Here is a 26,594-nt window from a genome sequence, read left to right as displayed (position 1 = left end):
TTCCGTAGCGGAAATCAGGGCCGGCGGGCGAGCGCCGCGGCGGTGTCCGCCGCGGTCAGCCCGAAGACGAGCGCGGTGGCGATACCGCCCGCGTAGGCGCGGTGCCACAGGCCGCCGATGTCGGACCCGGCGGCGAGGAGTCCTGCCAGCGGCTCCCCGTTCTCCGCCAGGACCCGGGCCCGGTCGTCGATGCGCACGCCGTGGAACGGGAAGGTGATGGCCGGCGCCGTCTCGATGACGTAGTACGGCGGTTCGTCCAGCGGCAGCGGGTCCAGCTCCCGGCCGGGTGCCGTGGCGAGTCCCGCCGCGACGCGTTCGTTGAACCGCCGGACGCCGTCGCGGATGGAGTCGCCCCGGTACCCCCACTCCTCGGGCAGGCAGGCCAGTTCGTCGAGGTCTTCGGCCAGCCCCGCGCGGCCGCCGCGCTTGCTCGCCAGCGCGAACTTGTCCACGGCGACCGCGCCGTCGACGTAGGAGCCGACGATCCAGTCGCGGAATACCCGGGCATCGGCGACGAGCAGACCACGGCTCTCCGGCTGGTCCAGCAGTGCCATGGCGGTGAGGTGGTCGCCCAGCGTCTCATCCACGAAGCGCTCGTTGCGCAGGTTGAACAGGAGCGCGTGCTCGCTGTAGTACAGCGACAGGTCGACGAAGTCCACCGGATCGGCGAAGGGTGTGCCGCTCGGCACGAGGTGGCCGTAGAAGCCCGCGTCCGCATGGCCGGTGGCCGCGCCGATGCCGGTGGCCAGACGGTAGCCACCGCCCTGGTTGCCGGGGTGGGAACGGAGCTGCATGCGGTCGGCGTGGGGATGCACATGGGCGGTGCGGAGTGCGGGGTCGCCCTGGAATCCCCCGGTCGCCAGGAGCGTGGCGCGGGCGCCGACCTCCCTGCCCGTCCCGTCGGGTGACCTCAGCCGGGCTCCCACGATGGCGTCGTGCTCGGTCAGCAGGTGTTCGGTGTGGGTGGCGAGCAGTATCCGACCACCGCCGTCGAGGATGAGCCGGCGGCAGGTGTCGAGGTAGTGGTTGGTGTCGAACCGGTGTCCGCGGCCGAAGCTGAGGATGCGCTGGGCGTCCCCCACCTCCACCCCCACGGAGCGGATCCAGGAAACACCCTCGGCGAACCGGTCCACGAGGGCGCGCTTCAGCGCGCGGTCTCCTCGTGGATTGTGCCGGTCCATGATCTCGTGACTCGGGGCGGTCCACGCGTAACCGGCGAAACGAGCGGAGCCGCCGACGTCCGCGCTCGTGTCCACGACCATCACGGACAGTCCGCTGCGGACGGCACGGGCACCGGCGGTCAGGCCCGCCATGCCCGCCCCGATGATGAGCAGATCGACGGCTTCCGTGTCCACGCGCCTCTCCTCCGGTCGGGGTCATTCAGTAAAACCGAATCCAGTTCACATCACAAGGGGGTTCGTCAACCCTGCCCGGACCTTGTCGGGGCCGTGACCGGCACGGTAAGAGAGGTGAAGTCAATTCAACAGGTAGGTCAATTCCACAGGCATTGCGGGAGGTTGTCGTGAACCATGAAGGGCCGCACACAGGACGGTTCGAGGGCAAGGTCGCCATGGTGACGGGTGCCGGCTCGGGCATGGGGGCCGCGGTCGCCCGTCGGCTGGCCGCCGAAGGGGCCCGGGCCGTGGTCCTGGCCGACGTCGACGGCGCGAGCGCGGCGGCCGTCGCGAAGGACGTGCAGGCCGGCCGGGCGGTCGCGGTCGACGTGGCGGACGCCGCGGCGGTCGATCGCGCCGTCGAGGAGGTGCTGCGGCGGCACGGCGGGCTCGATCTCCTGGTGCACGCGGCGGGGGTCGACGATCCGTGGGCCAAGCAGCGCATCGCGGACGCCGTCGTGGAGGGGCGCGTGCCCGAGGTGACCGACGCGCTCGACGACGAGGTCTGGCGGCGCGTCATGCGGATCAACCTCGATGGCACCTTCCATGTGCTGCGCGCCTCGGTACGGGCCATGCGGCCGGCGAAGGCGGGCGCCATCGTCGTGATCGGCTCGTCGTCGGCCTTCGACGCCCCGGTCGGCTACCCCCACTACGCCGCGTCCAAGGCAGGGGTGCACGCCCTGTGTCAGGCCGTGGCCAAGGAGGTCATCCCCTCGGGTATCCGGGTGAACGTGGTCGCGCCGGGGCCGACCGAGACGGGGATGGCTGCGCGCACGCCGGAGGTGCTGCGCACGGGGTTCGCCGATCCGCGGGTGCGTCCGTACGCGACCCCCGAGGAGATCGCCGACATCGCCTTGTTCCTGGCCAGCGACGCCGCGGCGAACCTGATCGGCGCGGTGCTGCTCGCCAACGGCGGCAGGTTCACCGTCTGAAACCTGCATCCTGAATCCAGTTCAGGCCGCTGCTCGCCGCGCCCGCTGTCGCCTCCGGATCCATCCGAGAAATCCCCTCCCGAGGCTAGCTGTACTGAGTTCAGTTCTGTAGCGTCCCGGGCGTCGGCAAGGAACGGGATTCGTTTCCGTTCGGAAGGAGAGCCGGATTCATGAGCACCACTGAGCAGCCCGCCCCGCCGGGGGCGGAGTCGTCCTCCTACGCTCCCCGCACGGTGCGCCGTGCGATGCTCGCCGGAAGCATCGGCACCCTCATCGAATACTACGATTTCAGCGTTTACGGATATCTCGCCGTGGTGATCGCCCCGCAGTTCTTCCCGGGCGACGATCCGGCGGCCTCGGTGCTGGCGGCGCTCGCGGTGCTGGCCACGGGCCTGGTGGTGCGGCCGCTCGGCGGTATCTTCTTCGGACGCCTCGGCGACCGGTGGGGCCGCCGCAAGGCCCTGGTTTCCTCCGTGCTGTGCATGGGGGTGGCCAGCAGCGTCACGGGATTGCTGCCGACCTACGACCAGATCGGTGTCCTCGCCGCGGTGCTGCTGTTCATCACCCGGCTGATGCAGGGCATCTCCTCGGGCGGCGAGTCGGTCGGCGCCTACACCTACATCTACGAGTCGGCGCCACCACGGCGCAGGGCGTTCCTCGGCGCCGTCACGCCCATCGGGTCCAATCTCGGCTTCATGTTCGCGGCCGCCACGGCCGGGGCGATCTCCGCGCTCACCACCACCGACCAGATGGCCGCCTGGGGGTGGCGGCTGCCGTTCCTGATGGCCGTCCCCCTCACCCTTATCTGCCTGTGGGCCCGGCTGCGGATCGAGGACACCCCGGAATTCGAGGAGGCGGCGCGCCGCGCCGACATCCCCACCGCGCCGGTCCGGGAGGTGCTGTCCACCCACCGCACCGCGCTGCTGCAGTCCATCGGCCTGGCCATGGCCCAGGGTGGCGCCATCTTCCTCGGGCTGACGTACATCGGCATCTACCTGACCTCGAACCTGGGATACGACCCCACGCTGGTGTTCTGGCTGACCGCCGGGGTCGTGCTCATCACCGTGCTGCTCATGGTGCCGGCCGGGTGGCTCGCCGCCCGGTTCGGCTGCCGTCGCGTCCTGCTGGCCGGACTGCTGGGCTTCCTGGTGACGGCCTACCCCGCGATGATGCTCATGGGGCGGCACAGCCTGGCCATGGCGGGCCTGGCCTATCTGCTGTTCATGCTGAGCAGCGCGTTCGTGCAGGTCCCGGCGGCCAGCCTGTGGCCGCGTCTGTTCGAACGCCGGGTCCGGTACACCGGTATGGCGATCGGGTACAACATCGGCACCGTCCTCGCGGGCGGTACGGCTCCCTACATCGCGGCCTTCCTGGTCCAGCGGACGGGGGACCTGCTCTCCCCGGCGTTCTTCGTGATGGCGGTCTGCCTGATCGGGCTCGCCGCTCTCTTCACCGTCCGCAAGGACGTGTAGACGCGTGGACGGCGGCGGTCGCCGGTCAGGCTTCGTCCCCCGTGTGGGCGTGGCCGACATGGCCGATGGTCTGGCCGCCGTCGACGGGGAACTCCCCGCCCGTGGTGTAGGAGGCGTCGTCGCTCGCGAGGAAGAGCACCATGCGGGTGACCTCGTCGGGCTCACCGATGCGGGGCACGGGCTGCTGGGCGAACAGCTCGGGCGAGGCGCTCTCGCCCATGGGCGTGCGGATGACGCCCGGGTGGACGGAGTTGACGCGTACCCCCGAGCCCGCCATGTCCAGCGCGGCGGCCTTGGTCATCCCTCGTACCCCCCACTTGCTCGCCACATAGCCGATGCCGTCGGCGAAGCCCATGAGACCGGCGGCCGAGGAGATGTTCACGACCGCACCGCGGCCACGGGCGCGCATGCCGGGCAGGACGGTGTGCATGCCGAGGAAGGCGCCCACCAGATTGACGTCGAGGATCCGCCGGAAGTGCTCGGGCGACTGCTCCTCCACGCCGCCGAAGTGGATGATCCCGGCGTTGTTGACGAGGACGTCCACGGGGCCGAGGGTGTCCTCGACCGTGCGGACGACGGATCGCCACCCCACCTCGTCGGTGACGTCGAGGTGGCAGTACCGCGCGTGGGGGAGTTCGCCCGCCAGGGCCTCGCCCTCGTCGTCCAGCAGGTCACAGACGGCGACCCGGGCCCCTTCCGCGGCCAGCCCGCGGACATGTGCGGCGCCCATGCCCCGGGCCCCGCCGGTGACGATCGCGACCTTTCCCTCGAAGCGCATACGGGCTCCCCTTCCGTGTCCATTACGCATCCATGAATTCCCCGGACAAGAGCGATCAGGCGGCCTGGGCACGTGATCAGTCGGGCACCAGTACGGCCCGGCCCCGCACCCGGCCCCGCCGGAGCCGGTCGAGCGCCTCCGGCGCGGCGGACAGTGGGAACCGCTCCGTCTCGACCCGCAGCGCTCCCGAACGCGCCAGCGCGACCACCTCGGCGAGCTGGGGGCGGGGGCCCCAGAAGGGCAGCGAGAGCCTGAACCCGGGCGGGTGCGCGCCCGGCTTGGAGACCGTCAGGCTGCCGCCTCCGCTGCCGACGAGCGCGAGTTCACCACCGGGCCGCAGGATGCCGGTGGCCAGTTCCAGCGTTTCCGCGGTGCCGACGAAGTCGAGCACCGCATCCGCTCCCGCGCCGCCGCCATGCGTCCTCAGTACCCGGGCGGTGTCCGCCCGCATCAGGGTGCCGAAGTCCGCGCCGGAGCGGTCCGCGAGGGCCAGGGCGTCCTCCCGGACATCGACCGCCAGCACCCGGCTCGCCGTGGTCGCGCGGAGGATCCGCACCGCCAGGTGGCCGAGCCCGCCAATGCCGATGACGACGGTGGTGGTGCCCTCTCCGAGCGTGTGCCGGAGTCCGGCCACGGCGTGGTACGAGGTCAGACCGGCGTCGGAGAGCGGGGCCGCCTGTTCGGCCGTCAGATCGCCGACCGGCACCAGATGGCGGGCGGACGGGACGAGTGCGTACGCGGCCATTCCGCCGTCCCGGCCCAGGCCCGCGCCGTGCCAGCGGAGAGTGGCACGCCGGTCGCAGTAGTTGTCCCAGCCCGCGGCGCAACGGCCGCAGGTGCCGCACCCCCATGGCCCGTAGAGCACCACGCGCTCGCCCACCCGCACGCCCTCGGCGCCGGGCCCCAGGGCCGCGACCAGTCCGGCGACCTCATGGCCGAGCGTGAACGGCAGCCGGTAGGGGAGCGCCCCCGCGGCCGCGTCGATGACGTGCAGATCGGAGTGGCACAGCCCGGTGGCCTCGACCCGCAGCAGGACCTCCGCGCCGTGGGGCACGGGCCGCTCGATGTCGACCAATGCCGGGGGCTCGCCCCACGTGGTCAGCCGCAGTGCCCTCATCGTCACCGTCCCAGGTCTTGTCGGGCCGCGGCCGCCACGGTAACAGAGGTGAAGTAAGTTCAATAGGTGGCCCGAGGCCGTTGCCGGGTCGTGCCGAGGTCTTGCCGGGTCGGGGCTCCCTGTCTACGGTCGTGAATTGAGTTCAATTCTCAGATTCGATCCCGTCGTACGAGCACGGTGGAGCCCCCATGAACCCTCACCACCCCGAGATCGCCCCCCAGCTGCTCTCCGAAACGGACGAACAGCGGCAACTGCGTACCGTCCTGCGGGACCTCTGCGCCGAGGCGAGCGGTCCGGAGGACGTCCGTAAACATCTGGCCACACCGCGCGGATACGACGAAGCCCTATGGGCCCGGCTCGCGGGCGAGATCGGCGTCCATGGGCTGGCCGTCCCGGAGGAGTACGGCGGGTCGGGCTTCACGTTCGCCGAGCTGGCCGTCGTCCTGGAGGAAACCGGGCGGGCCCTGTGCTGCGCGCCGCTGCTGCCCACGGTGGTCCTGGCCGCGCACGCCCTGCTGCACAGCGGTGACCGCGCGGCATGCGAGCGCTATCTGCCCCCGATCGCCGACGGCACGCTCACCGCGACCGTGGCCGGGTTCGGCGACGACACGCCCGCGGTCACCGCCGAGCGGGGGAGCGCCGGATGGGTGCTGCGCGGGCGGGCTGACTTCGTGCTCGACGGCGCCGGCGCGGATCTGCTCCTGGTGCGGGCCGGGACCCCCGGCGGACCCCGGCTGTTCGCCTGTGAACCGGACCCTGGCACCTGCCGGCGGACGCCGCGCCGCGTCCTGGACGAGACGCGCCGCCAGGCGCTGCTGGAGTTCCGGGGCGCGCCCGCCACCTCCGTGGGCACGACGGAGGTCACCGAGGCCGCGGTCGCGGCGACTCTGGACACCGGACGGGCCGCGCTTGCGGCCGAACAGGTCGGCGGCAGCGCGCACGCGCTGGGCGCCACGGTCGAATTCGCCGCCCAGCGCCACCAGTTCGGACGGCCCATCGGCTCCTTCCAGGCCGTCAAGCACCGGCTGGCCGATGTGCTGGTCGCGCTGGAGGCGGCGCGCTCGGCATCCGCGTACGCCACGGCCTGCGCCGCCGTCGCCCCGCCGCAGCTGCCGGTGGCCGCGTGTGCCGCCGCCGTGGTCTGCTCCGAGACCTTCCGCCTGGCCACGGCCGAGTACGTCCAGCTGCACGGCGGCATCGGCTTCACCTGGGAGCACCCTGCCCATCTGTATGTGCGCCGCGCCCGCAGCGGCGAGGCGCTGTTCGGTACGGCGGACCGGCACCGGACCCGGCTCGCCGGACTGGCTGTTGAATCACGTTCGAGTTGATCGCCGCTTGCCCGTCTCGATCAAGGGGTTGACAGGGCGGCTTCTTGCTCCCAGAGTTGTAGTGAATTCAGTTCAGTTTAGAGGGGTGAGGGTATGACCGTGGAAGACGAGATCCAGTTCGAGCGTGACGGCCACGTCGCCCGGGTGTGGCTCAACCGCCCGTGGAAGAAGAACTGCGTCACCGTGCCGATCCTGGAACGGCTCGACGAGATCATCACCGAGGTCGACGAGGACCCCGAGCTGCGGGTCCTGGTGGTCCGCGGACGTGGCGGCACCTTCTGCTCGGGCTTCGACCTGGACAGCCTGAAGGCCGAGTACGTCGGCAAGTCCAACGCGATCGACGTGGCGGTGAAGTCCGCGAAGGTGTGCGATCGCCTCTACTCGATGAAGACCCCCTCGGTCGCGGTCCTGGAGGGCCATGTCACCGCCGGCGGCTTCGAGATCATGATCTCCTGCGACTTCGCCATCGCCGCGGACGACGCCAAAATCGGGGACTTCCACATCCGCCGCGCGCTGTTCGGCGGAGCCGGCCCGATCTACCGGGTGCCGCGCATGATCGGCATCCGCAAGACCAAGGAGCTGATGCTCACCGGCAAGCTCCTCTCCGGCGTCGAGGCCACCGAGTTCGGGCTCATCAACAAGTCCGCCCCGGCCGAGGAGCTGGACGCGACGGTCGAGGACTTCATCGGGGACCTCGCCGACAAGAGCCCCTTCATGATGTGGCTCACGAAGATGACGATCGACCGCAGCCTGGACGCCGACACCCAGTCGCTGATGGTGATGGAGCATCTCGCCGTGGGCGTGGCGCTCAACTCCGAGGACGCCAACGAGGGCGTGTCGGCGTTCCTGGAGAAGCGCGAGCCCAAGTGGCAGGGGCGCTGATCCGGATGGCCACGGATCCGCGGAGCCCGGACGCCGGGCTCCAGGGCTCGCGCTGCTCCGGCTGCGCGGTGACGGTCTATCCCGCGGAGGACGCGTGCCCGCGCTGCGGGGGCTCCGCCGACCCGGCGGCCCTCCAGGGCACGGGCACGCTGTGGACCTGGACGGTGCAGCGGTACGCCCCCAAGTCGCCGCCCTATCAGGCCCCGTCCGGTGGCTTCGCGCCGTTCGCGCTCGGCTACGTCGAGCTGGCGGAGGGCGTGCGGGTGGCCGCCGTCCTCGACCTCGACGACGTCGATGACCTCGACGTCCTCCGCATCGGCATGCCCCTCACCCTGACCGCGGGCCCCGGTGTCCCGCGGGCCAGGCCCACCGTCCGTGGCGAGGAGGGAACGTGAGCGGTGACGTTCTGATCTGCGGCGCCGGGCGCACCCCCTTCGGCCGGTCCGAGGCGACCGGCCGGCAGCTGGCCGTCGGCGCCGTGAACGCCGCGCTGGCGGACGCCGGAATCGCGTGGTCGCGTGTGCGGGCCGCGTTCGGCGGCAGCGACAGCGCGGGCCTCGCCGACACCCTGGTGTCCCAGCTCGGCCTGACCGGACTGCCGTTCATCAACGTCAAGAACGGCTGCGCCACCGGCGGCAGCGCGCTGATCTCCGCCGTGAACGCGATCCGCTCCGGCATGGCGGATGTCGTCCTGGCCGTCGGTTTCGACAAGCATCCGCGCGGCGCCTTCGACCCGAGGCCCGAGGACTGGGGCCTGGGAGCGGAATACGGCAGCGACGGGCTGATGGTGACCACCCAGTTCTTCGGTATGAAGATCCAGCGCTATATGCACGACCACGGGATCACCCCGAGGACCCTCGCCCTGGTCGCCGAGAAGGCGTACCGCAACGGTGCCCTGACTCCCGAGGCATGGCGTCGCAAGCCGCTGTCCGCCGAGGAGATCCTCGGCTCCGGCATGGTCAGCGACCCCCTCACCCGCTACATGTTCTGTTCCCCCGGAGCGGGCGCGGCCGCGCTGGTGCTGTGCTCCCCGGAGGCCGCCCGCACCATGGACGGCTCGCCGGTCACCCTGCGCTCGGCGGCCGTGCGCACCCGGCGCTTCGGCTCGTTCGAAGTGTTCAGCCCGTGGATCCCCGCGGGCGAGCTGACCAGCGTCAGCCGCGATGCCTCGGCCGCCGCCTTCGAGGAGGCGGGGCTCGGCCCCCGCGACGTCGACGTCTGCCAGCTCCAGGACACCGAGAGCGGTGCTGAGGTCATGCACATGGCCGAGTGCGGTTTCTGCGCGGACGGCGAGCAGGAGCGGCTGGTCGCCTCCGGTGCCACCGGCATCGGCGGGGCGCTGCCGGTCAACACCGACGGCGGCTGCATCGCCAACGGCGAACCCATCGGAGCCTCGGGACTGCGCCAGGTCTACGAGATCGTCCAGCAGCTGCGCGGACGAGCCGGAGAGCGCCAGGTCCCGGACGACCCCCGCGTCGGCTTCACCCATGTGTACGGCGCCCCCGGCGTCAGCGCCTGCACGGTGCTGTCCCGCTGAACGTCCCGCCGATCGGAGGTGGAGAAGGAAGTGGCACAAGAGATGAGCGGCATCCCGGAACCCGAGGAGTTCCGCACCGGGGCCCGGCAGTGGCTCCGCACGGTCGCCCGGCCCCGCGCCGCCGACGGGGAGTGGGGCAGCGGCTCCGACTCCGTCGCCGTGTTCGAGAACTGGACCGAGGAGCAGGAGCGCGAGCACACCGCCCGCGTCCAGGAGTGGGAGCGCATCCGCTACGACCAGGGGTGGTCCGCGCTCACCTGGGAGGAGTCATACGGGGGCCGGGGCCTGCCCGCGTACTACGAGCAGCTCTACCGCGCCGAGGAAGCCGCCTTCGACGTGCCCCAGCGCCCCGAGATCTTCCCGGTGACGCAGGCGCTCGTCGCCCCCGCGATCGCCATCTGGGGCACCGAGGAGCAGAAGCGGCGCTGGCTGCGACCGATGCTGCGCACCGACGAACTGGCCTGCCAGCTGTTCTCGGAGACCGAGGCCGGATCCGACCTCGCCGCGGTGCGCACCAGGGCGGTGCGCGACGGCGATGATTGGGTGCTGACCGGGCACAAGGTGTGGACCTCCGGAGCCCGCGTCGCCACCTGGGGCGTCGCGGTGTGCCGCACCGATCCGGAGGTGCGTAAACACGCCGGTATCACCGTCTTCCTGGTGCGCATGGACGCGCCCGGCGTCACGGTGCGGCCCATCCGGCAGATGACCGGTGGCTCCAGCTTCAACGAGGTCTACCTCGACGGGGTGACCGTGCCCGACACCGACCGGCTCGGCCCGGTCGGCGAGGGCTGGCGGGTCACGCTCAGCGTGCTGGCCGCCGAGCGGCTCGACTCCGGCAGCCTCGGCCTCGACAACGCCGACCGGGCGCTGGACCTCGCCGCGCACCTGCCCCGCCCCCTCACCGGCGGCGAACAGCAGCGGGCCGCCGACCTCCACATCCGCACCCTGGTCCAGCGGCTCATCGGACTGCGGGTGACCGCCGCCCTCGTCGCCGGCCGCGAACCCGGCGCGGAGGCCTCGGTCGGCAAGCTGTACGCCACGGAGACCATGCGCCGCACCAGCGACCTGGTGTCCGAACTGCTGGGACCGAGCCTCGTGGCGGACACCGGGGAGTGGGGCACGTACGCCTGGACGGAACATCTGCTCGGCGCCCCCGGCTACAGCATCGCGGGCGGCACCGACGAGATCCAGCGCACCATCCTCGCCGAACGCGTCCTCGGCCTGCCCAAGGAGCCCGCCCGATGAGCACAGCCACGAAAGGGCCGGAGCTGGCCGCCCGGGTCCGCGACCGGCTCGCCCGCCACCACCCGGGCGCGGCGATCGGCGAGCTGACCGTACTGCCGGGCGGCCACTCGGGGCTGACCTACTCGGTCACCGCGGGGGAGGCCCGGTACGTCGTCAAGGCGGTGCCGCCCGGGCAGCGGCCCGTCGGACGCAACGACGTCCTGCGCCAGGCCCGGGTGCTGGGCGCGCTGGCCGGGTCGACGGTGCCGGTGCCGGGCGTCGTGGCGGTCGATGACACCGAACCCGCCTGGTTCGCCATGGACTTCGCGGCCGGGGAGGCCGTCGAGCCGGTCCTCGACGAGCACGAGGTGCCCGCCGCGACCGCCCGCGCCCGGATGCTGGAGATCGCCTCCGTCCTGCGGCGGCTGCACACCACCGATATCGAAGCGCCCGGGCTCGGCGCCCCCGCCCCCCTCGACGCCACCGGCGAGCTGGAGCGCTGGAGCCGCACCCTGCACGCCGTCCCCGCCGAACTGCGGCCCGGCGGGAGGGAGCTGCTGGCACGCCTCGCCGACGACGTGCCGCCCTCCCTCCCGCCGGTGCTGCTGCACGGCGACTTCCGGCTCGGCAATGTGCTGTGCGTGGACGAACGCGCCGTGGCCGTCGTGGACTGGGAGATCTGGAGCGTCGGCGACCCGCGGATCGACCTCGGCTGGTTCCTGCTCTTCGCCGACCACCGCAACTTCCCCCGGCTGGGGCGCCCGGTGCCCGGCCTGCCCGGCGAGACCGACCTCCTGGACACCTACCGCGACGGCCGGCCCGCCCTGCCCGCGATGGACTGGTTCCGGGCGCTCGGACGCATGAAAATGGCCGCGATCATGGGCCACAATCTGCGCCGCCACCGCGAGGGCAAGCACCACGACCCGGACCAGGAGCGCTTGCCGCCCACCATCGCCGCGATGATCCGCACGGCTCGCGACATCCTCGGCTGATCCGGCCGGCCACCCGAACAGGAGCAATCGTGGACTTCGGATTCTCGCCCCGCGCGAGTGAACTCCAGGACCGCATAGGCAGGTTCATGGAGCAGCATGTCCTTCCCGCGGAAGCGGTCTACGACCGGCAGCTGGCCGAAGCGGACGACCCGCACGCGCTGCCGCCGGTCATGGCCGAGCTGAAGGAAAAGGCCCGCGCCGAGGGCCTGTGGAATCTCTTCATGGCACACGGCGACTGGGGCGCGGGCCTCAGCAACCTCGACTACGCGCCGCTCGCCGAGCTGGCCGGCCGCTCCATCATCGGCCCCGAGGTGTTCAACTGCTCGGCGCCCGACACCGGCAACATGGAACTCCTCGCCCTCTACGGCACCCCCGAGCAGCAGGACCGCTGGCTGCGCCCGCTGCTCGACGCCGAGATCCGCTCGTGCTTCGCCATGACCGAACCGGAAGTGGCCAGCTCCGACGCCCGCAACATCCGCACCCGCATCACGCGCGACGGCGACAGTTATGTCGTCAACGGCCGCAAGTGGTACACCTCCGGGATCCTCGACCCCGACTGCAAGCTGATCATCCTGATGGGCAAGACGGATCCGCAGGCGCCCACCTACCGGCAGCAGAGCATGCTGCTCATCCCCCGGGACACCCCGGGCGTCACGGTCCTGCGCGACCTGCCGATGTTCGGCTACACCGACCGGCTCGGACACGGCGATGTGCTCTTCGAGGACGTCCGCGTACCGGTGGCGAACATCCTCGGCGGCGAGGGCGAGGGCTTCGCGCTCGCCCAGGGACGGCTCGGCCCGGGGCGGATGCACTACGCGATGCGCGCCGTGGGATTCGCCGAGCGCGCCCTGCAGCTGATGTGCGAGCGCGTCACCGCACGCACCGCCTTCGGCGGGCCCCTCGCCGACCGGGGCGTGGTCCGGGAGTGGATCGCCCGCAGCCGCATCGAAATCGAGCAGCTGCGTCTCCTCGTCCTCAAATCGGCCTGGCTGATGGACACCGTCGGCAACGCCGCCGCCCGTATGGAGGTGGCCGCCATCAAGGTCGCGGCGCTGGAGGTGGCCCACAAGGTGGTCGACCGCGCGGTGCAGGCGCACGGCGCGGCGGGCGTCAGCGACGACACCGTACTGGCCCGGCTGTACGCCATCACCCGGGCGCTGCGCATCGCCGACGGCCCCGATGAAGTGCATCTGCGGACGGTGGCCCGCCAGGAACTCGCGCACTACAAGAAGCAGACCGACCGGACGACGGGGGCAGCGTGAGCGACAACAGGCTCGACGGCAAGGTGGCCGTCATCACCGGCGGATCCCGTGGCATCGGCCTCGGCATCGCCACCGCCTACCGCGCGGCCGGAGCACACGTGGTGATCGCGGCCCGCAAAGCGGCCGGACTCGCCGGGGCACGCGAGGAACTGCTGCGCGTGAAGGGCGACGGCGAGATCCACACCGTGGTCGCCAACGCCGGTGAACCCGAGCAGGCGGAAGGGTGCGTCGAGGAGACCATGTCCCGCTTCGGCCGCCTCGACATCCTGGTCAACAACGCGGCCACCAACCCGTACCACGGCGATCTGCTCGACCTGGACCTGCCGCGCGCGGAGAAGACCGTCCGCGTCAACCAGTACGGCATGATCGCCTGGACCCGGTACGCCTGGCGGGCCTGGATGGCCGAGCACGGGGGAGCGGTGGTCAACATCTCCTCCGTCGGCGGGCTCGTCGTCGATCCCCACATCGGCTACTACAACGCCACCAAGGCCGCCATGCTGCACATGACCCGGCAGCTCGCCTACGAACTCGGGCCGCGCGCCCGCGTCAACGCCATCGCCCCCGGACTGATCAAGACCGAGCTGGCGCGGGCGGTGTGGGAGGTCCGCGAGCCGATCCTCACCGCCAAACTGCCGCTGCGGCGCCTCGGCACGGTGGATGACGTGGCCAACGCGGCACTGTTCCTGGCCTCCGACGCCTCCTCCTGGATGACCGGCCAGACCCTGGTGCTCGACGGCGGCGCGACCGCCCTGCCGATCGGGGTGGACGGATGAACGCGCCGCGACCCGCAGCGGAGCTGTTCTCCCTCCAGGGCAGGACGGCCCTGGTCACCGGCGCCTCCGCCGGACTCGGCGCACGCTTCGCCGCCGTCCTCGCGCAGGCGGGCGCCACCGTGTTCGCCGCCGCCCGGCGCCTGGACCGGCTGAAGGAACTCGCCGACTCCGATCCGCGCATCCACCCCGTCGCCTGCGACGTCTCACAGGAGGCGGACCGTACGCGGCTGGTCGAGACCGCGCGCGCCGCCACCGGACACGTCGACATCCTGGTCAACAACGCCGCCACCTCCGGCGAGACCCGCGCCGAGGACGAATCCCCGAGCGCCTTCGCCGACGTCCTCGGCGTCAACCTCACCGCCCCCTTCCACCTGGCACGTCTCGTGGCCGAGGCCCCCACCGGGGAAGGCGCGCCGGGCCGGACCGTCATCAACGTCTCCTCCATCCTCGGCCTGGTGACCGCCGCCCCGCTCGGCGGCGCGAGCTACTCCGCGTCCAAGGCCGGACTGATCGGGCTGACCCGCGAACTTGCCGGACAGTGGGGCCCGGGCGGAACCCGCGTCAACGCGCTCGCCCCCGGCTGGTTCCGCACCGAGATGACCGCGGACCTCTTCGGCGACGAGCGCTCCAGCCGCTGGGTCGAGCGCAACACCCTGCTGCGGCGCGGCGGCGACAGCCAGGAACTCGACGGCGCGCTGCTGTTCCTCGCCTCGGACGCCTCCTCGTACTGCACCGGGCAGATCCTGACCGTCGACGGCGGATGGACCGCGCGATGACGGTCGCCATCGACATCGACGACGGTCTGGCCCGCATCACCCTGCGCCGCGGCGAGGCGGGCAACGCCATCGACCTGGACACGGCACGCGGACTGCGGGACGCGGCACGGACCTGCGCCGCGGAGGGCGTACGGGCCGTGCTGCTGACCGGTGAGGGGAAGTCCTTCTGCGTCGGCGGCGACCTCAGGGAGTTCTCCCGGCTCTCCGGCGCGGCACTGGAGAAGCACCTCACCGCGGTGACCGACGCGCTCCACGACGCGCTGCGCACGTTCGCGGCGGGCGACGCGCCCGTGGTGGCCGCCGTGCACGGAGCCGTCGCGGGAGCGGGGCTCGGCCTGGCCGCGTCCGCCGATGTGACCCTCGCCGCCGACACCGCCTCCTTCACCGCCGCCTACACCGGCATCGGCTACTCGCCCGACGCCGGGGTCAGCTGGTTCCTGCCCCGCCTCATCGGCCCCAAGCGCGCCCTTGACCTGCTGCTGACCAACCGCCGCGTCACGGCGGCCGAAGCCGCGGACATCGGACTGGTGAGCCGGGTCGTCACCCCCGCCCAGCTGGCCACGGAGGCGGCGCACACGGCCGAGGCGCTGCGCCGCGGGCCCACCGCCGCCTTCGGCGCCACCCGCCGTCTCGTCGCCGGCGGGCTGACCACCGACCTCGGCCCGCACCTGGACCGGGAGGCCCGCACGATCGCCGCCGCGGCCGCCTCCGACACCGGCCGGGAGGGCGTCGCCGCCTTCCTGGGCAAGCGGCCGCCCGACTTCACCCGCGCCGCCCCCAGCACCTGAGCCCCCAACCCATGGAGCCCGCCATGTCCGAAGCGTTCATCGTCGGAGCCGTCCGCACCCCCGTCGGCCGCCGCAAGGGCGCGCTCAGCGGGGTGCATCCCGCCGACCTCGGCGCTCATGTCCTGCGCGCCCTGCTGGAACGCACCGGCGCCGACCCGGGCGCCGTCGACGACGTGTACTTCGGGTGCGTCGGCCAGATCGGCGCCCAGACCGGCAACGTCGCCCGTACCGCCTGGCTGTCCGCGGGACTGCCGCAGCACGTGCCCGGCACCACCATCGACCGCCAGTGCGGTTCCTCCCAGCAGGCCGTGCACTTCGCGGCTCAGGCGGTCGGCTCCGGCGCCGCCGACCTGGTGGTCGCCGGCGGGGTGGAGGTGATGAGCCTGGTTCCCATCGCCAGCCCCATGTACGTCGGGGAGCAGGCCGGCCTCGGCAGCCCGTTCGCGGGCGACGGCTGGCGCGAACGCTTCGGCGACCAGGAGGTCTCACAGTTCCGCGGGGCCGAACTGATCGCCGAGAAGTGGGGCATCTCCCGCACGGACATGGAGGAGTACGCGCTCACGAGCCACCAGCGGGCCGTCGCCGCCCAGGCCGACGGCGTCTTCGACGACGAGATCACCCCGGCCTTCGGCCTCACCGCCGACGAGGGCCCGCGTGCCGACACCACCCTTGCGAAGATGGCGGGGCTGAAGCCACTCGCCGAGGACGGCCGCCTGACCGCCGCTGTTTCCAGCCAGATCTCCGACGGCGCCGCCGCCCTGCTGATCGCCTCGCAGGACGCGGTGCGCCGCCATGGTCTGACCCCGCTCGCCCGCGTGCACACCATGGCCGTCGTCGGCTCCGATCCGATCCACATGCTGACCGGCCCGATCCCCGCCACCGAGAAGGTTCTGGACCGGGCCGGGCTGCCGCTCGGCGCGATCGATCTGGTCGAGATCAACGAGGCCTTCGCCTCCGTCGTCCTGGCCTGGCAGAAGGAGGTCGGCGCCGCCCCGGAGCGGGTCAACGCCTTCGGCGGTGCGATCGCGCTCGGCCATCCGCTCGGCGCCACCGGGGCCCGGCTCATGACGACGCTCGTCCACCAGCTGCGCAGGACCCAGGGACGCTATGGCCTGCAGACGATGTGCGAGGGCGGCGGCATGGCGAACGCGACCGTGCTGGAGCGCCTTTGACGCACGCCGGGCCGAGGAGGGCCGGATCGGCCCGAGTCGATTGGCAACTGAGTTCAGCTTGGGGCTACTCTCGGGTACCGACGGGGTGGACGGCGGCCAGGAGACGGGGTCATGGCGACAAGGGTTGAACCGGAAGCGGGACCGAGGTCCAAGCGCGCCGCCATTCTGGCGGCCGCCGTCGACTGCTTCGGCGAGACGGGCTTCGAGGCCACCAAGTGGTCCACCGTGGCCGAGCGGGTCGGCATCGGGCAGACGGCGCTGTACCACTACTTCGAGTCCAAGACCCACTGTCTGCTCACCATCATGCGGCTGGAGCTCCAGCGGTCCCACGACAAGTTCACGGAGGCGACCGCGGGCGTCACGGACCCGGTCGAGGCCCTCCGGGCGGCCGTACGCGCGGCGTACGAGGTCTCCGACCACGAGGTTCTGCAGATGCGCATCCTGCACAACCACATGGACCTGCTCTCCGGCCCGCGCAAGTCCAAGCGGGAGGAGGCCGAGCGCGTCGAGGCCCGGCAGCTGGTCCAGCTCGTCGAGCGGGACTGGACGAACCTGCTGGTGCGGGGCATGTCCCAGGGCGTGTTCCCGCTGCGGGACGCACAGCTGCTGGGCGCGGGCGTGCTCGGCCTGATCGTCAGCGTCTGGCGCTGGTACCGGCCCTCGGGTCCCACCCCGCTGTCGGAGATCAGCGAGCTGATCGAGGGCGCCTGTGTGCGGATGGTCGCCACGTGACGCGCTGAGCGACCCTGCCGCTCCGGCCCCCGGTGGACCCCCGCCGGGGGCTTTCCCATGCCCGCCGCCGGTGCTCGCCGCCGGCGGCCGCCGCCCATGCCCGCCGTCCGTGCCGTGTCCGCGCCGAAGGCGCAGGATGGTCTCGCACGGACTCTTGTCAGCCGTGTTTCGGCGGGCTTACGATTCAAACTGAATTGAACTTGACTCAATTTGATCAGACCTTCGATGAGCGCCCGCCGACCGAAAGGGCCCCTCATGGTGTTGCGCACGTATCTGGCCGGCATGGACAGCAGGCATCCGGAACAGACGCTCGACCTGCTGGAACCCGATTTCCGGTTCCTCATCGCCCTGCCGGGCAAGGAGATCACCGGCACATCCAAGGAAGACTTCGCCGCGTACATCGCCGGCCGCAACCCCGTGGACCGGACCCATGAGGTCCTGCGCCACAGCCGGGACGGCGACCTGGAGACCGTGTACGGAGTGGTGACCGAGGGCGGCCGGTACACCGGCTCCTTCCACTCGGGCGCGGTGATCACGCCGGGTGGGCTCATAGCCCGTTACCAGGCCTTCTTCACCACCTCCTTCCAGCTGGTCGACTGGGGCCGGGCATGACGGACACCCCGGACGCGGCACCCTTCCTCACCGCGTGGTTCGCCATCCTCGACGGGGACGAACCCTCCAAGATCCTGGACCTGATCAGCGACGACTTCTCCCTGTCCATCCTGTTCTCCACCGGCGGCGGCGACGCCACCGACTTCGCGGGGGGCCGCGCCGCCCTGGTCGGCTACCTCGAACAGCGCGAGAAGGGCACCCGCACCCACCACCGGCTGGCCGCCACCACGCTCGGCCGGGACGAGTTCTTCCTGGGCGAGGTGCGGCGCGCGGGCGTCCCCGAGGCGAGCTTCGTCGCCGCCGGGCGGGTGAACCGCGACGGGCGGCTGCAGCGCCTGCTGATCGGGCGCTCGTCCGAGATCCGCTTCACCTGACCGAATGATCGGGCGCTCGTCCGCGATCCGCTTCACCTGACCGAAGTCCGTCCGACCCACCGACCCCGTGCGGAGGACCCGTCATGTACAACCTCGTCCTGCTGGCAGCCCGTCCCCCGGAGTGGACACACGAGCGGTTCATCACGTGGTGGCGCGGCGACCACGCCGAGCTGACCTGCCGCCTGCCCGGACTGCGCAGCTGGCGGCACACCGAGATCGACGCCGCCCTGGAGCCGCGCTCCGAAGGCTGGGACGGCATCTCCGTCCTCGGCTTCGACTCCCCCGAGGACGTGAAGGCGGCGCTCGCGAGCCCCGAGTGGGCCGCCGCCGTCGCCCAGGTGGGCGACATGAAGGGCCGCCGCATCGCGGTCATGGGGCACGAGGCGGAGATGTTCGCCGCCTGAAGGATCCGGCCCGACCAGACGGAGTTCGGCACAGCGCAGCGAGGGACACAATGCGACAGGTAGTGCGGGAGTTCCAACGGCAGGCCGCCGAGGCCGACTTCACCGCCGTCATCGACGACACGGGCAGCCATACGGCCCGGCAGCTCCTGGAGGAGGCCACACGGCTGGCCCGAGCACTGTCGGCGGGCACAGCCGACGGAGCCGTCGGCACCGTCATGATCCAGGCGGACAACTCATGGCGCACGGTCGCCGCCACCCTCGCCGCGGGCCTCAGCGGCGGGGACGGCGGGGTCATCGCGCTGGTCAACCGGCACACCACCCGGGCCGAATTCGCCACCGCCTGGGAGGACATCCGCCCGGACGCCGTCGTCGCCGAGCCCTCGGCGATCGACGAATGGGAGGTGCCCGAACGGCTGCCGGGCCCGGCGCGAACCGTGCTCGACGGCTGGACGTGCCTGGCCACACCGCACCAGCGCGAGGTGTCCCGGTGGTCGGGCGGCGTCCTGATCGGCCTGACCTCCGGATCGACCGGGCGGCCCAAAGGCGTCGTACAGTCAGAACAGGCCCTGCGCTACGCCGCCACGACCACCATCGCCGTCAACGGCCTGTCGCCGGGCGACGCCGTCGCCGCGATCGTGCCGCTGTCGTCGACGGCCGCGTACTGCTTCGGCGTCTACCTCGCCCTCCTGCTGCGCGGGCCACTCGTCCTGACGGGGAAGTGGGACAGGGCCCTCGCGATGCGGCGGATGGCCGACACCGGCGTCCGCTGGACCATGTGCGTACCGACCATGGCGTTGCAGATGGGCGAAGAGGCGGCCGGCTCCGGCATACTCCGGGGCGTCCGGTCGATCACGGTCGGCGGCGGGCCCATGGACCGCGCGGCCCTGGCCCGGGCCGAACGGTCCCTGGGCACCCGGATCCTGCGCGTCTTCGGCATGTCCGAATGCCTCGGCCACACCTCGCCGAGCCCCGAGGACCCCGAGGAGATCCGGCTCGGCAGAGACGGCCGCCCCTTCCCGGGTACGGACGTGCGCGCGCTCACCCCCGACGGTCAGGCGGCGGGCCCCGGTGTGACCGGCCGGGCGCAGGTGCGCGGCCCCTCCCTCTTCCTCGGCTACGCCGGAGACGGCCGGGCCGTCCCCCCCGCGCTGACGGAGGACGGCTATCTGCCCACCGGCGATCTGCTGATCGTCCACGAGGACGGCACCCTCACCATCATGGGCCGCGAGAAGGACATCATCATCCGGGGCGGCCGCAACATCGACATCACCGAGATCGAGCGCGCGGTCGCCGGACACCCGCGGGTGGCCCGGGCGTGTGTGGTGCCGGTCCCCGACGACATCCTCGGCGAACGCGTGGCGCTGCTCGTCGTCACCACGGACGCCCGGCCCCTCGACCTGGCCGAGGTGACCGGCCACCTGGACAACATCGGACTGTCCAAGACCAAGTGGCCCGAATACGTGTACGGTACCGACGAGTTGCCCCAGACGAAGGTCGGCAAGCTCGACCGGGGTGGGGCCCGGGACCTGGCCGCCAGAATGCGTGCCCGCGAGGCCGACCGGCCCTGACGAGGCCACGTACGCACGCGCGAGCGCGTGTCACCGAGGCGCGCCATCCGGCGTGATCAAGGCAGTACACCGAGGAGGACCATGACAGCGCGGTTCGATCAGGGCCCGTGGGCGGCGGCCGGAGTCCAGACCGTACAGCCCGGGGTGCACCGCGTACCCCTGCCGCTGCCCAACGACGGCCTGCACGCCGTGAACGTCTACCTCCTGGAGGACCTGGACGACGACGGCGGCCTCGTCATGATCGACGGAGGGTGGGCGATCCCCGAGGCGCGCAAGACGCTCGAGGAGGCGCTGGCCGTCATCGGCCGCGACCCCGGCGACATCAGCCACATCCTGGTCACCCACATCCACCGCGACCACTACACCCACGCCGTGGAGCTGCGCAGGCTGCTGGGCTCACGCGTCTACCTCGGCGCGGGGGAGCGCCCGGGGCTGGAGATGCTCGACCGGCTGCGCAGCGACCAGCCCGTCGGCTCGCTGCGCACCCTGCGCGCGGCGGGGGCCGGGGAACTCGCCGACCGCATCGAGGCGATGGACCACGGCGGCTACGACCCGAGCGTGTGGGAGGCCCCCGACCGCTGGCTCGGCGCCGAAACCCTCCGCTTCGGCGACCGCGAGCTGCGGGTCGTCCCCACTCCCGGGCACACCAAGGGCCATGTGGTCTTCCTGGACGAGCAGCGCGGCCTGCTGTTCTCCGGGGACCATGTCCTGCCGCACATCACCCCCTCCATCGGCTTCGAACTGGCCGAACCCGGCGGCCGTCCGCTCGCCGACTACCTGGACTCGCTGCGGCTGATGACCCGCTACGCCGACGCCCGCCTGCTGCCCGCGCACGGGCCGGTCACCGACAGCGCCCACACCCGGGTCGGCGAACTGCTCGGCCACCACGACGACCGGCTGGCCGGGAGCCTGACCGCGCTGGGCGAGGACACGCTCGACGCCCACGCGGTGGCGCGGCGGCTCACCTGGACGCGCCGGGCCGTGCCGTTCGGGAGCCTGAACGCCTTCAACCAGATGCTCGCGATCAATGAGACCGCCGCGCACCTGGATGTCCTCGTGCTCCGCGAACAGGTGGCGGTGGCGTTCGCCGACGGCGTGAACCAGTACACGCGCGTGCGGTGATGAGCCCTGCTCAGTGGGTGCGCAGGCCTTCCTTCACCGTGTCGAAGACGGGACGGTAGGTGTCCCACTTCTCGTCGGGCGCCGAGAGGTAGACGTCGTACTCCTTGTCGCCCTCCCGTCCGAAGCCGAGGTCGATGGCGCGGAACGTGCGCACTCTGCCGGCGAACGTGCACTCCCAGATCGCCGCGGGCTGCCCCCGGAAGGTGGTGCGGTCCAGGCGCAGTCGCTGGTACACGTCGTAGTTCTTCTTCGTGTTCGCCTCGATGTCCCGGAAGTGCGCCACGGGCGTCGGACCGGCGGGGTCCACCATGCCGATGGTGATCTCGACCAGGCCGGAAGGGTCGATGTACTTGGCTCCTTCGCTCGTCCGGTCGCTCAGCTTCCATCCGTTCGGTACGGGGAAGGAGACGCCGAGCTTCTTCTCCTCGACCAGGTGGTAGCCGTGGGGCACGGGCGGGGGAGTGGCGGCGGGGGCCTTCGCCTTGCCGCCGTCCTGCTGCCCGCCGCCGTCCGGCCACACGTGGATGGCGCCGGGCACGGCCACGGTGGCGAGCGCCGCGACCGTGGCGCCCCACATGACTCGACGGCGCTTATGACGGCCGCCGCCGGTCGGCTCGGGCGCGGCCACGGTCCCGGACGGTGGCGGGGTGGCGGCCGCGGTGTGGCTCGCGGCCGCGTCCGGGGCGTCCTGCCGCGTCGCCGTCAGCTCCTCCGCCGCCAGGGCCCGCAGCCGCCGCTCCGTCTCCTCCGCCGACGGCCGCTCGCCGGGCTCCCTGGCCAGCAGCGCCTCGATCAGCGGCGCCAGCGGCCCGGCCTGCCGCAGGGGCGGCAGCGGGTCGACGGCGATGGCGTAGCCCGTCTCGATCGCCGTATCCCGCCGGAAGGGTGTCTGTCCTTCCACCGCCTGGTAGAGCGTCGCGCCCAGCGCCCACAGGTCCGAAACGGGCCCGGGCTTGCGGCCCCTGATCCGCTCCGGCGCCATGTACTCGATGGAGCCGATCATCTCGCCGGTCCGGGTCAGCGTCGACGTTCCGCTGGTCACCGCGATGCCGAAGTCGGTGAGGACGATCCTGTCGTCGGCGTCGCCGAGCAGCACATTGCCGGGCTTGACGTCACGGTGCAGCACCCCGGCCGCGTGCGCGGCCCGGAGCGCGGCGACCATGCCCCGGCCGATCCGCGCCGCCTCCTGGGGCGGGACGGTGCCGCGCTCCTTGAGCAACGCGCCGAGGGTGGTGGACGGCACGTACTCCATGACGATGCACGGCTGCCCCTCCTCGTCGTCCACGACGTCATGGACGACGACCACGTTCGGGTGCGTGATGCGGGCGGCGCTGCGCGCCTCGCGGCGGGCGCGCTCGTACAGCGTGGAGATCTCGTCGTCGCAGAGGTGGTGCGGGGCGTGCAGCCGCTTGAGCGCCACCTGGCGGCCCAGCACATCGTCCTCGGCCCGCCACACCGTGCCCATGCCGCCGCTGCCGATCCGCTCGGTCAGCCGGTACCGCCCCGCGACCAGCCGCCCCTTGTCCGACACCGCATCCCTCTTCGTTCTGCCCCGCCCGTGCCCGATGTGCCCCGACACGATAACCGGCGCGAGTGCGCACGCCCTCCACGGCCCTCCCCGCGTGGCGGGTACTGTCCCGCACATGGCGATGATGACTCCGGCGGACGGCCAGTGGCTTGACCGCGCACTGCAGTTCGCTGGGCTGACCTGGACGTACCCGGCCTACGAGGACCTTTTCGTACGCAATGGCTGGCATCTGTCCGGACGCGACGGCGAGCCCGTCATCCTGGAGATGGAGACATGGCCACCGCCCGGCGAGGAACGGGACGAGGGCTGGCACCTGTGGATCGGCAACCACCCCGGCTGCGAGGAGGAAGGGACGGAGGTGGCGTGTGCCCACCCCGGATGCCGGGAGGACCGTGGGGTGCTGATGCCCCTGGCCTACGGCGCGTTCGAGGTGACCGAACCGAGCGGGGAGCCGCTGCCCCCGGAGGAGGTCTGGGAGTTCGACGCCTTCACCGGCTGGCGGTGGCAGCCGGACGCCACCGAGGATGACTGGGCGTCCGCGTACCGGGCGGCCGAGGAAGCGCTGCGCGCGCGGCTGGGCGAGCCGGTGCCGCGGCCGCCGGACGGGGAGCTGGAGGCCGAGCGGGGTGTCGTGTGGGAGTACGGCGATTCCTCGGTGACCCTCTTCGAAGGCGCCGAGCTGCTGCATGACGGCCAGTACGACTGGATCTGCGTCGAGGTGCGCCCCCGGGACACGCCATGAGCCGGGGGCGCCGAAGGGTTCCGTCTCCGCAGGTGGTGCCTCAGCAGGTGGTGTTGGTCCGGGTCAGCAGTCCAAGGCGCCAGGGAAGCTGGGAGTAGTCGCCGCTCGCCGAGGGGTTCATGCCCTGGTAGAGGAATTGGAGACGGCAGGGGTTGATGGTCATGGTCTGGTCGTTTCCGGTCCGGATGAGTTCGCCGTGGCTGATGTCGCGCGTCCAGGCGCCGGCGGGGAAGGCAACGTTGTTGCTGCGTGCGAAGGGGTTGGACTCGGTGGCGGCCAGCGGCTGCCACTGGCCGGTGAGGCCCTGGGCGGTGAAGGAGCGGTAGTAGCGCCTGCCGTCGCTGCCGATGGCCTCCATCATCAGCAGATAGGTTCCGGTCCCCTGCACCCGGTAGACTGCCCCGCCCTCGAACAGGGCGAACTTGGAATCCTGGAGGACGAGTTGGGTGTTGCGGAAACCGCCCGGGAACTCCCCGACGCTGGTCTCCGAGCGGAACACATGGCCGTTGTCATCCGCTGAGAACAGATAGCACATGGCGCTGTCGCAGATGACCCAGTAGTCCAGCGTGCCCGAGCCCGCCGCGTTGTCGAAGGTCCTGGGCGCCGACCAGCTCCGGGGGTTGCCGGGGTCGGTGCTGGTGGAGTAGGACGGCGGGCCGGTCTGGTACACGAGGTACCACAGGCGCTTGGGCGCGAAGTAGAAGACCTGGGGCGCCGCCGCGTACCGGTTGCCGATGTCGGGGTTGGTGTCCAGATACGTCAGCGGCGCCGAACCCGCCTGCGACCAGTCGGTGAAGCTGGTGTAGGCCATGCTCCAGGCGCCCTGGGTGTTGGCGGTCGTCATGAAGACATGCCACTTACCGCCCGCCTGCACCACGGTCGGGTCCTTGACCGAGACGACGGGATGGGCGGCGTCGGGTTTGGGCGCGATCAGCGGTCCGCTGGAGGACCACTGGAAGCTGCCCGGCAGCTGTCCGGAGGACGTTTCGCCTGCCCGGGCGTTCGTGGCAACGTCGTTCGGGGTCAGCGCGGAGGACGGCTCGGCGGGGATGGCGAACAGCGACATCGCCAGACCCAGCAGGAGCACCGCGGCCGCGTGAAAGGCGCGCGGGCGGTGGTGTCGTCCTGGAAGCATGAGGGGCTCCAAGGGGCGTCGGGGCCCGCCGCACGAACACCTGGTGCGCCCTGACGGATCCGGAACGGTGGCGCGTGGGGAGGGCCTTACCGGAACGGATGGTGCGGGTGCGTGTGCTGTCGTGCCCGGTTCGCGTACGGCTCGGTGTGCGGCACACCAACCGGTCCGGCCCCGCCCGGTTCGGAATGTCGAACGCCGGTCGGGCTCTCGGATGACATGGATGATAGGGGGCTCACGAAGCGCGTCAATACCTCGCGCATCCACCGGCGGCCGGAACCGCGCGCCGGTGGATTGCGCTCTGTCGGGGTGGGGCCGGGTCGGGCAGGCTGGCTCTGCCGGGCCTGTGGGGACCGGCCGGGGACGGACGAAGGGGCGTGGGCGCGTGAGAGGGCAAGCCGTCGAGGACGTGCGCAGATCCGGCGCCGCCGACGAGAACGGCCGCTGATGGCGGGCGGCGAGCGGGGCGGCCTGTGGGGCCGGCTGGTGGACGCGTTACGCGGGCACGAGCACGGACGCCCCATGGAGGAGGGCGAGGTCTGGACGTATACCCCGCCCGGCGCCCCGGCCGGTTGCCGGCAACTGCGGGTGTGCAGAGTGCCGGACGGGGACGACTTCGCCCGGCTCACCTGGCAGGCGTGCGACGAGTGCCGGAGGGGCCTGGTCCGGAAGATCCGGGTCGACGACCGATGGCAGCGCCGGGGCTACGGGAGCCGCATGATGATGCGGGCCCTGCGCGACTGCGAGACATACACCTGGACGACCACCAAGCAGTCGGAGTTCGGCGAGAGCTTCTTCGCGGCGCTCGCGGCCGCCACCGGCGTCGAGTTCAGCCCCGAATCCCGGGCCTGCGATCATATGCGGGCCGCGCGGGGCGCCGCCCGCGGCGAGTCCAGGAGGGAGCCCCCACAGCCGTACGACAGCCCTGGTGAGCCCCGTTGGACTCACCAGGACGGGCTGGGCTGAGCCGCCGGCCGGGCTACCGTCCGCCCGCGCCTTCGACCACCACATCGCTCGCCGGGCGCCGGACGACGACGCGCCGGGGCTTTCGGGGTGCCGCCCCCTCGGCGTCGGGCGGATGAGGTGGGTGAGGTGGGTGAGGCGGATGAGAGGGGACCAGGCTTCTCAGTGCCTGGGAGGGCTCGAGCCCCAGCTCCTCGAGCAGCACCCGGCGGCACTGCTCGAATTGCCGCAGCGCCGCGCCTCGGTTGCCGGCGGCGAGATGCGCGGTGATCAGCACGCGATGCGCGCTCTCCCGCAGGGGTTCCGCGCGGACCGCGGCGAGCCCGGAAGCGACGGCCTCACCGTGGCGGCCCGCCGCCGTCAGCCGCTCGGTCATCGCCTCCAGGGCGTACAGCCGCAGTTCGTGGTACTGCTCCTGCTCGACCAGCACCCACTCGTTCTCCGACCACTCGGGCAACAGATCGGACGAGAGGTCCGCCCGCGTCTGGGCGGTGAGGATGTCGTCGCACGGGCGTTCCATGTCGAGCAGCTGGTGCGCGCGGATGGCCGCCGCGTGGATGTCCACGTCGATGTGCCGGGCGATCGCCAGTTCCTGCGTGGACGCGTCGATGACCTGATGTCCCGGTCGGGTGGCGCGCCACAAAGACGATCTGAGGTTGGCGTTGGCGCGGGACGCCGTAACGTCGGGCCACAGCATTCCGGCCACATACGTTCGGGTGCGCGGCATGTCCTGCAGGGCGAGGAACGCGAGGAGACGCTGGGCGCTGCAAGAAAGGGGAACGCGTTTGTGATCGACCGATAGTGCGAAGCTTTTGAGCAGCCTCAACGTTATGACGTGGCCTTCTGCGCTCATCGGCCCCCCGGGCGATATTGGCTGCAGTGAATGATCCCCTACCGGCAATCGGGATGCCGCCCAGCTATGTTACGAGCAATTCATGATCGTGTGCCCGGCCCTTCGGGTACAGAACGTTATATGGCCGGGCATCACCG

The 26,594-nt window shown here is 71.8% G+C and carries 27 protein-coding genes; 21 read left to right on the top strand and 6 right to left on the bottom strand.

Annotated features, from left to right (window positions below; all coding sequences use genetic code 11):
* Positions 1 to 14: 14 nt before the first annotated feature.
* Positions 15 to 1,355 carry an FAD-binding protein gene (locus ACFZCY_RS36860; protein ID WP_391183540.1) on the bottom strand — a complete coding sequence of 447 codons (1,341 nt, stop codon included), beginning with the start codon at positions 1,353 to 1,355 and terminating at the stop codon, positions 15 to 17.
* Positions 1,356 to 1,522: 167 nt separating this feature from the next.
* Here ACFZCY_RS36860 and ACFZCY_RS36855 point away from each other — a divergent pair, with 167 nt between their 5' ends.
* Positions 1,523 to 2,326 carry an SDR family oxidoreductase gene (locus ACFZCY_RS36855; protein ID WP_391183537.1) on the top strand — a complete coding sequence of 268 codons (804 nt, stop codon included), beginning with the start codon at positions 1,523 to 1,525 and terminating at the stop codon, positions 2,324 to 2,326.
* A gap of 170 nt (positions 2,327 to 2,496) precedes the next feature.
* Positions 2,497 to 3,798: an MFS transporter gene (locus ACFZCY_RS36850; RefSeq protein ID WP_391183534.1), complete on the top strand. Its 1,302-nt coding sequence runs from the start codon at positions 2,497 to 2,499 to the stop codon at positions 3,796 to 3,798.
* A gap of 25 nt (positions 3,799 to 3,823) precedes the next feature.
* On the opposite strand, the gene ACFZCY_RS36845 is transcribed toward ACFZCY_RS36850, so the two are convergent.
* Both ACFZCY_RS36845 and ACFZCY_RS36840 read right to left on the bottom strand, forming a co-directional pair.
* On the bottom strand, positions 3,824 to 4,576 hold the full coding sequence (locus tag ACFZCY_RS36845) for an SDR family oxidoreductase (protein ID WP_391183532.1): 753 nt from the start codon (positions 4,574 to 4,576) through the stop codon (positions 3,824 to 3,826).
* Positions 4,577 to 4,652: 76 nt separating this feature from the next.
* Positions 4,653 to 5,693 carry an alcohol dehydrogenase catalytic domain-containing protein gene (locus tag ACFZCY_RS36840; protein ID WP_391183675.1) on the bottom strand — a complete coding sequence of 347 codons (1,041 nt, stop codon included), beginning with the start codon at positions 5,691 to 5,693 and terminating at the stop codon, positions 4,653 to 4,655.
* 188 nt (positions 5,694 to 5,881) lie between these two features.
* Here ACFZCY_RS36840 and ACFZCY_RS36835 point away from each other — a divergent pair, with 188 nt between their 5' ends.
* The 17 genes from ACFZCY_RS36835 (at position 5,882) to ACFZCY_RS36755 (ending at position 21,239) form a co-directional block, all read left to right on the top strand.
* Positions 5,882 to 7,021, top strand: coding sequence for an acyl-CoA dehydrogenase family protein (locus ACFZCY_RS36835; protein WP_391183528.1), 1,140 nt, complete (start codon positions 5,882 to 5,884; stop codon positions 7,019 to 7,021).
* Between the two features lie 93 nt (positions 7,022 to 7,114).
* Positions 7,115 to 7,903 (top strand): enoyl-CoA hydratase-related protein, encoded by a 789-nt coding sequence (locus ACFZCY_RS36830; protein ID WP_391183525.1) that lies wholly within the window; start codon positions 7,115 to 7,117, stop codon positions 7,901 to 7,903.
* Between the two features lie 5 nt (positions 7,904 to 7,908).
* Positions 7,909 to 8,298: an OB-fold domain-containing protein gene (locus ACFZCY_RS36825; RefSeq protein ID WP_391183523.1), complete on the top strand. Its 390-nt coding sequence runs from the start codon at positions 7,909 to 7,911 to the stop codon at positions 8,296 to 8,298.
* Entirely contained in the window at positions 8,295 to 9,440 is a 1,146-nt protein-coding gene (locus tag ACFZCY_RS36820) for a beta-ketoacyl synthase N-terminal-like domain-containing protein (RefSeq protein WP_391183520.1), read from the top strand. The genes ACFZCY_RS36825 and ACFZCY_RS36820 overlap by 4 nt, the downstream gene beginning before the upstream one ends.
* Before the next feature lie 42 nt (positions 9,441 to 9,482).
* Positions 9,483 to 10,685 carry an acyl-CoA dehydrogenase family protein gene (locus tag ACFZCY_RS36815; protein ID WP_391183518.1) on the top strand — a complete coding sequence of 401 codons (1,203 nt, stop codon included), beginning with the start codon at positions 9,483 to 9,485 and terminating at the stop codon, positions 10,683 to 10,685.
* Complete coding sequence (locus tag ACFZCY_RS36810) at positions 10,682 to 11,656, top strand: phosphotransferase (protein WP_391183515.1); 975 nt, start codon at positions 10,682 to 10,684, stop codon at positions 11,654 to 11,656. Before ACFZCY_RS36815 ends, ACFZCY_RS36810 begins: the two co-directional genes overlap by 4 nt.
* Before the next feature lie 29 nt (positions 11,657 to 11,685).
* A complete protein-coding gene (locus tag ACFZCY_RS36805) occupies positions 11,686 to 12,918 on the top strand; it encodes an acyl-CoA dehydrogenase family protein (protein WP_391183513.1) in 1,233 nt (410 codons plus the stop codon).
* Positions 12,915 to 13,691 carry a glucose 1-dehydrogenase gene (locus ACFZCY_RS36800; RefSeq protein WP_391183510.1) on the top strand — a complete coding sequence of 259 codons (777 nt, stop codon included), beginning with the start codon at positions 12,915 to 12,917 and terminating at the stop codon, positions 13,689 to 13,691. The genes ACFZCY_RS36805 and ACFZCY_RS36800 overlap by 4 nt, the downstream gene beginning before the upstream one ends.
* Complete coding sequence (locus tag ACFZCY_RS36795) at positions 13,688 to 14,467, top strand: SDR family oxidoreductase (protein WP_391183507.1); 780 nt, start codon at positions 13,688 to 13,690, stop codon at positions 14,465 to 14,467. Before ACFZCY_RS36800 ends, ACFZCY_RS36795 begins: the two co-directional genes overlap by 4 nt.
* Positions 14,464 to 15,255 (top strand): enoyl-CoA hydratase-related protein, encoded by a 792-nt coding sequence (locus ACFZCY_RS36790; RefSeq protein ID WP_391183505.1) that lies wholly within the window; start codon positions 14,464 to 14,466, stop codon positions 15,253 to 15,255. The genes ACFZCY_RS36795 and ACFZCY_RS36790 overlap by 4 nt, the downstream gene beginning before the upstream one ends.
* Positions 15,256 to 15,278: 23 nt before the next feature.
* The gene (locus ACFZCY_RS36785) at positions 15,279 to 16,427 is read left to right on the top strand and encodes an acetyl-CoA C-acetyltransferase (RefSeq protein WP_391183501.1); all 1,149 of its coding nucleotides are present in this window, start codon (positions 15,279 to 15,281) and stop codon (positions 16,425 to 16,427) included.
* 111 nt (positions 16,428 to 16,538) lie between these two features.
* Positions 16,539 to 17,159 carry a TetR family transcriptional regulator gene (locus ACFZCY_RS36780; protein WP_391183498.1) on the top strand — a complete coding sequence of 207 codons (621 nt, stop codon included), beginning with the start codon at positions 16,539 to 16,541 and terminating at the stop codon, positions 17,157 to 17,159.
* A gap of 255 nt (positions 17,160 to 17,414) precedes the next feature.
* Positions 17,415 to 17,771, top strand: a complete 357-nt coding sequence (locus ACFZCY_RS36775) for a nuclear transport factor 2 family protein (RefSeq protein ID WP_391183495.1) — start codon at positions 17,415 to 17,417, stop codon at positions 17,769 to 17,771.
* Positions 17,768 to 18,145 carry a hypothetical protein gene (locus ACFZCY_RS36770; protein ID WP_391183492.1) on the top strand — a complete coding sequence of 126 codons (378 nt, stop codon included), beginning with the start codon at positions 17,768 to 17,770 and terminating at the stop codon, positions 18,143 to 18,145. Before ACFZCY_RS36775 ends, ACFZCY_RS36770 begins: the two co-directional genes overlap by 4 nt.
* Positions 18,146 to 18,228: 83 nt before the next feature.
* On the top strand, positions 18,229 to 18,549 hold the full coding sequence (locus ACFZCY_RS36765; RefSeq protein ID WP_391183489.1) for an EthD family reductase: 321 nt from the start codon (positions 18,229 to 18,231) through the stop codon (positions 18,547 to 18,549).
* A gap of 50 nt (positions 18,550 to 18,599) precedes the next feature.
* Complete coding sequence (locus ACFZCY_RS36760) at positions 18,600 to 20,117, top strand: AMP-binding protein (protein WP_391183486.1); 1,518 nt, start codon at positions 18,600 to 18,602, stop codon at positions 20,115 to 20,117.
* 81 nt (positions 20,118 to 20,198) lie between these two features.
* Positions 20,199 to 21,239 (top strand): MBL fold metallo-hydrolase, encoded by a 1,041-nt coding sequence (locus tag ACFZCY_RS36755; protein WP_391183484.1) that lies wholly within the window; start codon positions 20,199 to 20,201, stop codon positions 21,237 to 21,239.
* Positions 21,240 to 21,249: 10 nt separating this feature from the next.
* Here ACFZCY_RS36755 and ACFZCY_RS36750 read toward each other — a convergent pair whose 3' ends face one another.
* Complete coding sequence (locus tag ACFZCY_RS36750; protein ID WP_391183480.1) at positions 21,250 to 22,770, bottom strand: protein kinase; 1,521 nt, start codon at positions 22,768 to 22,770, stop codon at positions 21,250 to 21,252.
* A 112-nt stretch (positions 22,771 to 22,882) separates the two neighbouring features.
* On the opposite strand from ACFZCY_RS36750, the gene ACFZCY_RS36745 reads away from it, so the two are divergent.
* Complete coding sequence (locus tag ACFZCY_RS36745; RefSeq protein ID WP_391183479.1) at positions 22,883 to 23,509, top strand: hypothetical protein; 627 nt, start codon at positions 22,883 to 22,885, stop codon at positions 23,507 to 23,509.
* Positions 23,510 to 23,549: 40 nt separating this feature from the next.
* On the opposite strand, the gene ACFZCY_RS36740 is transcribed toward ACFZCY_RS36745, so the two are convergent.
* A complete protein-coding gene (locus ACFZCY_RS36740; RefSeq protein ID WP_391183477.1) occupies positions 23,550 to 24,644 on the bottom strand; it encodes a non-reducing end alpha-L-arabinofuranosidase family hydrolase in 1,095 nt (364 codons plus the stop codon).
* 444 nt (positions 24,645 to 25,088) lie between these two features.
* Here ACFZCY_RS36740 and ACFZCY_RS36735 point away from each other — a divergent pair, with 444 nt between their 5' ends.
* On the top strand, positions 25,089 to 25,607 hold the full coding sequence (locus ACFZCY_RS36735; RefSeq protein ID WP_391183474.1) for a hypothetical protein: 519 nt from the start codon (positions 25,089 to 25,091) through the stop codon (positions 25,605 to 25,607).
* Positions 25,608 to 25,620: 13 nt separating this feature from the next.
* Here ACFZCY_RS36735 and ACFZCY_RS36730 read toward each other — a convergent pair whose 3' ends face one another.
* On the bottom strand, positions 25,621 to 26,331 hold the full coding sequence (locus ACFZCY_RS36730; RefSeq protein ID WP_391183471.1) for a BTAD domain-containing putative transcriptional regulator: 711 nt from the start codon (positions 26,329 to 26,331) through the stop codon (positions 25,621 to 25,623).
* Positions 26,332 to 26,594 lie beyond the last annotated feature (263 nt).

This window comes from Streptomyces sp. NPDC007983, assembly GCF_042958345.1.
GTDB lineage: Bacteria > Actinomycetota > Actinomycetes > Streptomycetales > Streptomycetaceae > Streptomyces.
The sequence above is the reverse complement of the archived record's forward strand: the minus strand, read 5'-3'. Positions and strand labels throughout refer to the sequence as shown.

What these genes read in the sequence shown, in the direction of transcription:
- ACFZCY_RS36850 (WP_391183534.1), top strand. Translation starts at nt 2,497, where the DNA reads ATGAGCACCACTGAGCAGCCCGCCCCGCCGGGGGCGGAGTCGTCCTCC.
- ACFZCY_RS36845 (WP_391183532.1), bottom strand. Translation starts at nt 4,576, where the DNA reads ATGCGCTTCGAGGGAAAGGTCGCGATCGTCACCGGCGGGGCCCGGGGC.
- ACFZCY_RS36840 (WP_391183675.1), bottom strand. Translation starts at nt 5,693, where the DNA reads ATGAGGGCACTGCGGCTGACCACGTGGGGCGAGCCCCCGGCATTGGTC.
- ACFZCY_RS36835 (WP_391183528.1), top strand. Translation starts at nt 5,882, where the DNA reads ATGAACCCTCACCACCCCGAGATCGCCCCCCAGCTGCTCTCCGAAACG.
- ACFZCY_RS36830 (WP_391183525.1), top strand. Translation starts at nt 7,115, where the DNA reads ATGACCGTGGAAGACGAGATCCAGTTCGAGCGTGACGGCCACGTCGCC.
- ACFZCY_RS36825 (WP_391183523.1), top strand. Translation starts at nt 7,909, where the DNA reads ATGGCCACGGATCCGCGGAGCCCGGACGCCGGGCTCCAGGGCTCGCGC.
- ACFZCY_RS36815 (WP_391183518.1), top strand. Translation starts at nt 9,483, where the DNA reads ATGAGCGGCATCCCGGAACCCGAGGAGTTCCGCACCGGGGCCCGGCAG.
- ACFZCY_RS36810 (WP_391183515.1), top strand. Translation starts at nt 10,682, where the DNA reads ATGAGCACAGCCACGAAAGGGCCGGAGCTGGCCGCCCGGGTCCGCGAC.
- ACFZCY_RS36795 (WP_391183507.1), top strand. Translation starts at nt 13,688, where the DNA reads ATGAACGCGCCGCGACCCGCAGCGGAGCTGTTCTCCCTCCAGGGCAGG.
- ACFZCY_RS36790 (WP_391183505.1), top strand. Translation starts at nt 14,464, where the DNA reads ATGACGGTCGCCATCGACATCGACGACGGTCTGGCCCGCATCACCCTG.
- ACFZCY_RS36785 (WP_391183501.1), top strand. Translation starts at nt 15,279, where the DNA reads ATGTCCGAAGCGTTCATCGTCGGAGCCGTCCGCACCCCCGTCGGCCGC.
- ACFZCY_RS36780 (WP_391183498.1), top strand. Translation starts at nt 16,539, where the DNA reads ATGGCGACAAGGGTTGAACCGGAAGCGGGACCGAGGTCCAAGCGCGCC.
- ACFZCY_RS36775 (WP_391183495.1), top strand. Translation starts at nt 17,415, where the DNA reads ATGGTGTTGCGCACGTATCTGGCCGGCATGGACAGCAGGCATCCGGAA.
- ACFZCY_RS36770 (WP_391183492.1), top strand. Translation starts at nt 17,768, where the DNA reads ATGACGGACACCCCGGACGCGGCACCCTTCCTCACCGCGTGGTTCGCC.
- ACFZCY_RS36765 (WP_391183489.1), top strand. Translation starts at nt 18,229, where the DNA reads ATGTACAACCTCGTCCTGCTGGCAGCCCGTCCCCCGGAGTGGACACAC.
- ACFZCY_RS36760 (WP_391183486.1), top strand. Translation starts at nt 18,600, where the DNA reads ATGCGACAGGTAGTGCGGGAGTTCCAACGGCAGGCCGCCGAGGCCGAC.
- ACFZCY_RS36755 (WP_391183484.1), top strand. Translation starts at nt 20,199, where the DNA reads ATGACAGCGCGGTTCGATCAGGGCCCGTGGGCGGCGGCCGGAGTCCAG.
- ACFZCY_RS36745 (WP_391183479.1), top strand. Translation starts at nt 22,883, where the DNA reads ATGGCGATGATGACTCCGGCGGACGGCCAGTGGCTTGACCGCGCACTG.
- ACFZCY_RS36740 (WP_391183477.1), bottom strand. Translation starts at nt 24,644, where the DNA reads ATGCTTCCAGGACGACACCACCGCCCGCGCGCCTTTCACGCGGCCGCG.
- ACFZCY_RS36735 (WP_391183474.1), top strand. Translation starts at nt 25,089, where the DNA reads ATGGCGGGCGGCGAGCGGGGCGGCCTGTGGGGCCGGCTGGTGGACGCG.
- ACFZCY_RS36730 (WP_391183471.1), bottom strand. Translation starts at nt 26,331, where the DNA reads ATGCCGCGCACCCGAACGTATGTGGCCGGAATGCTGTGGCCCGACGTT.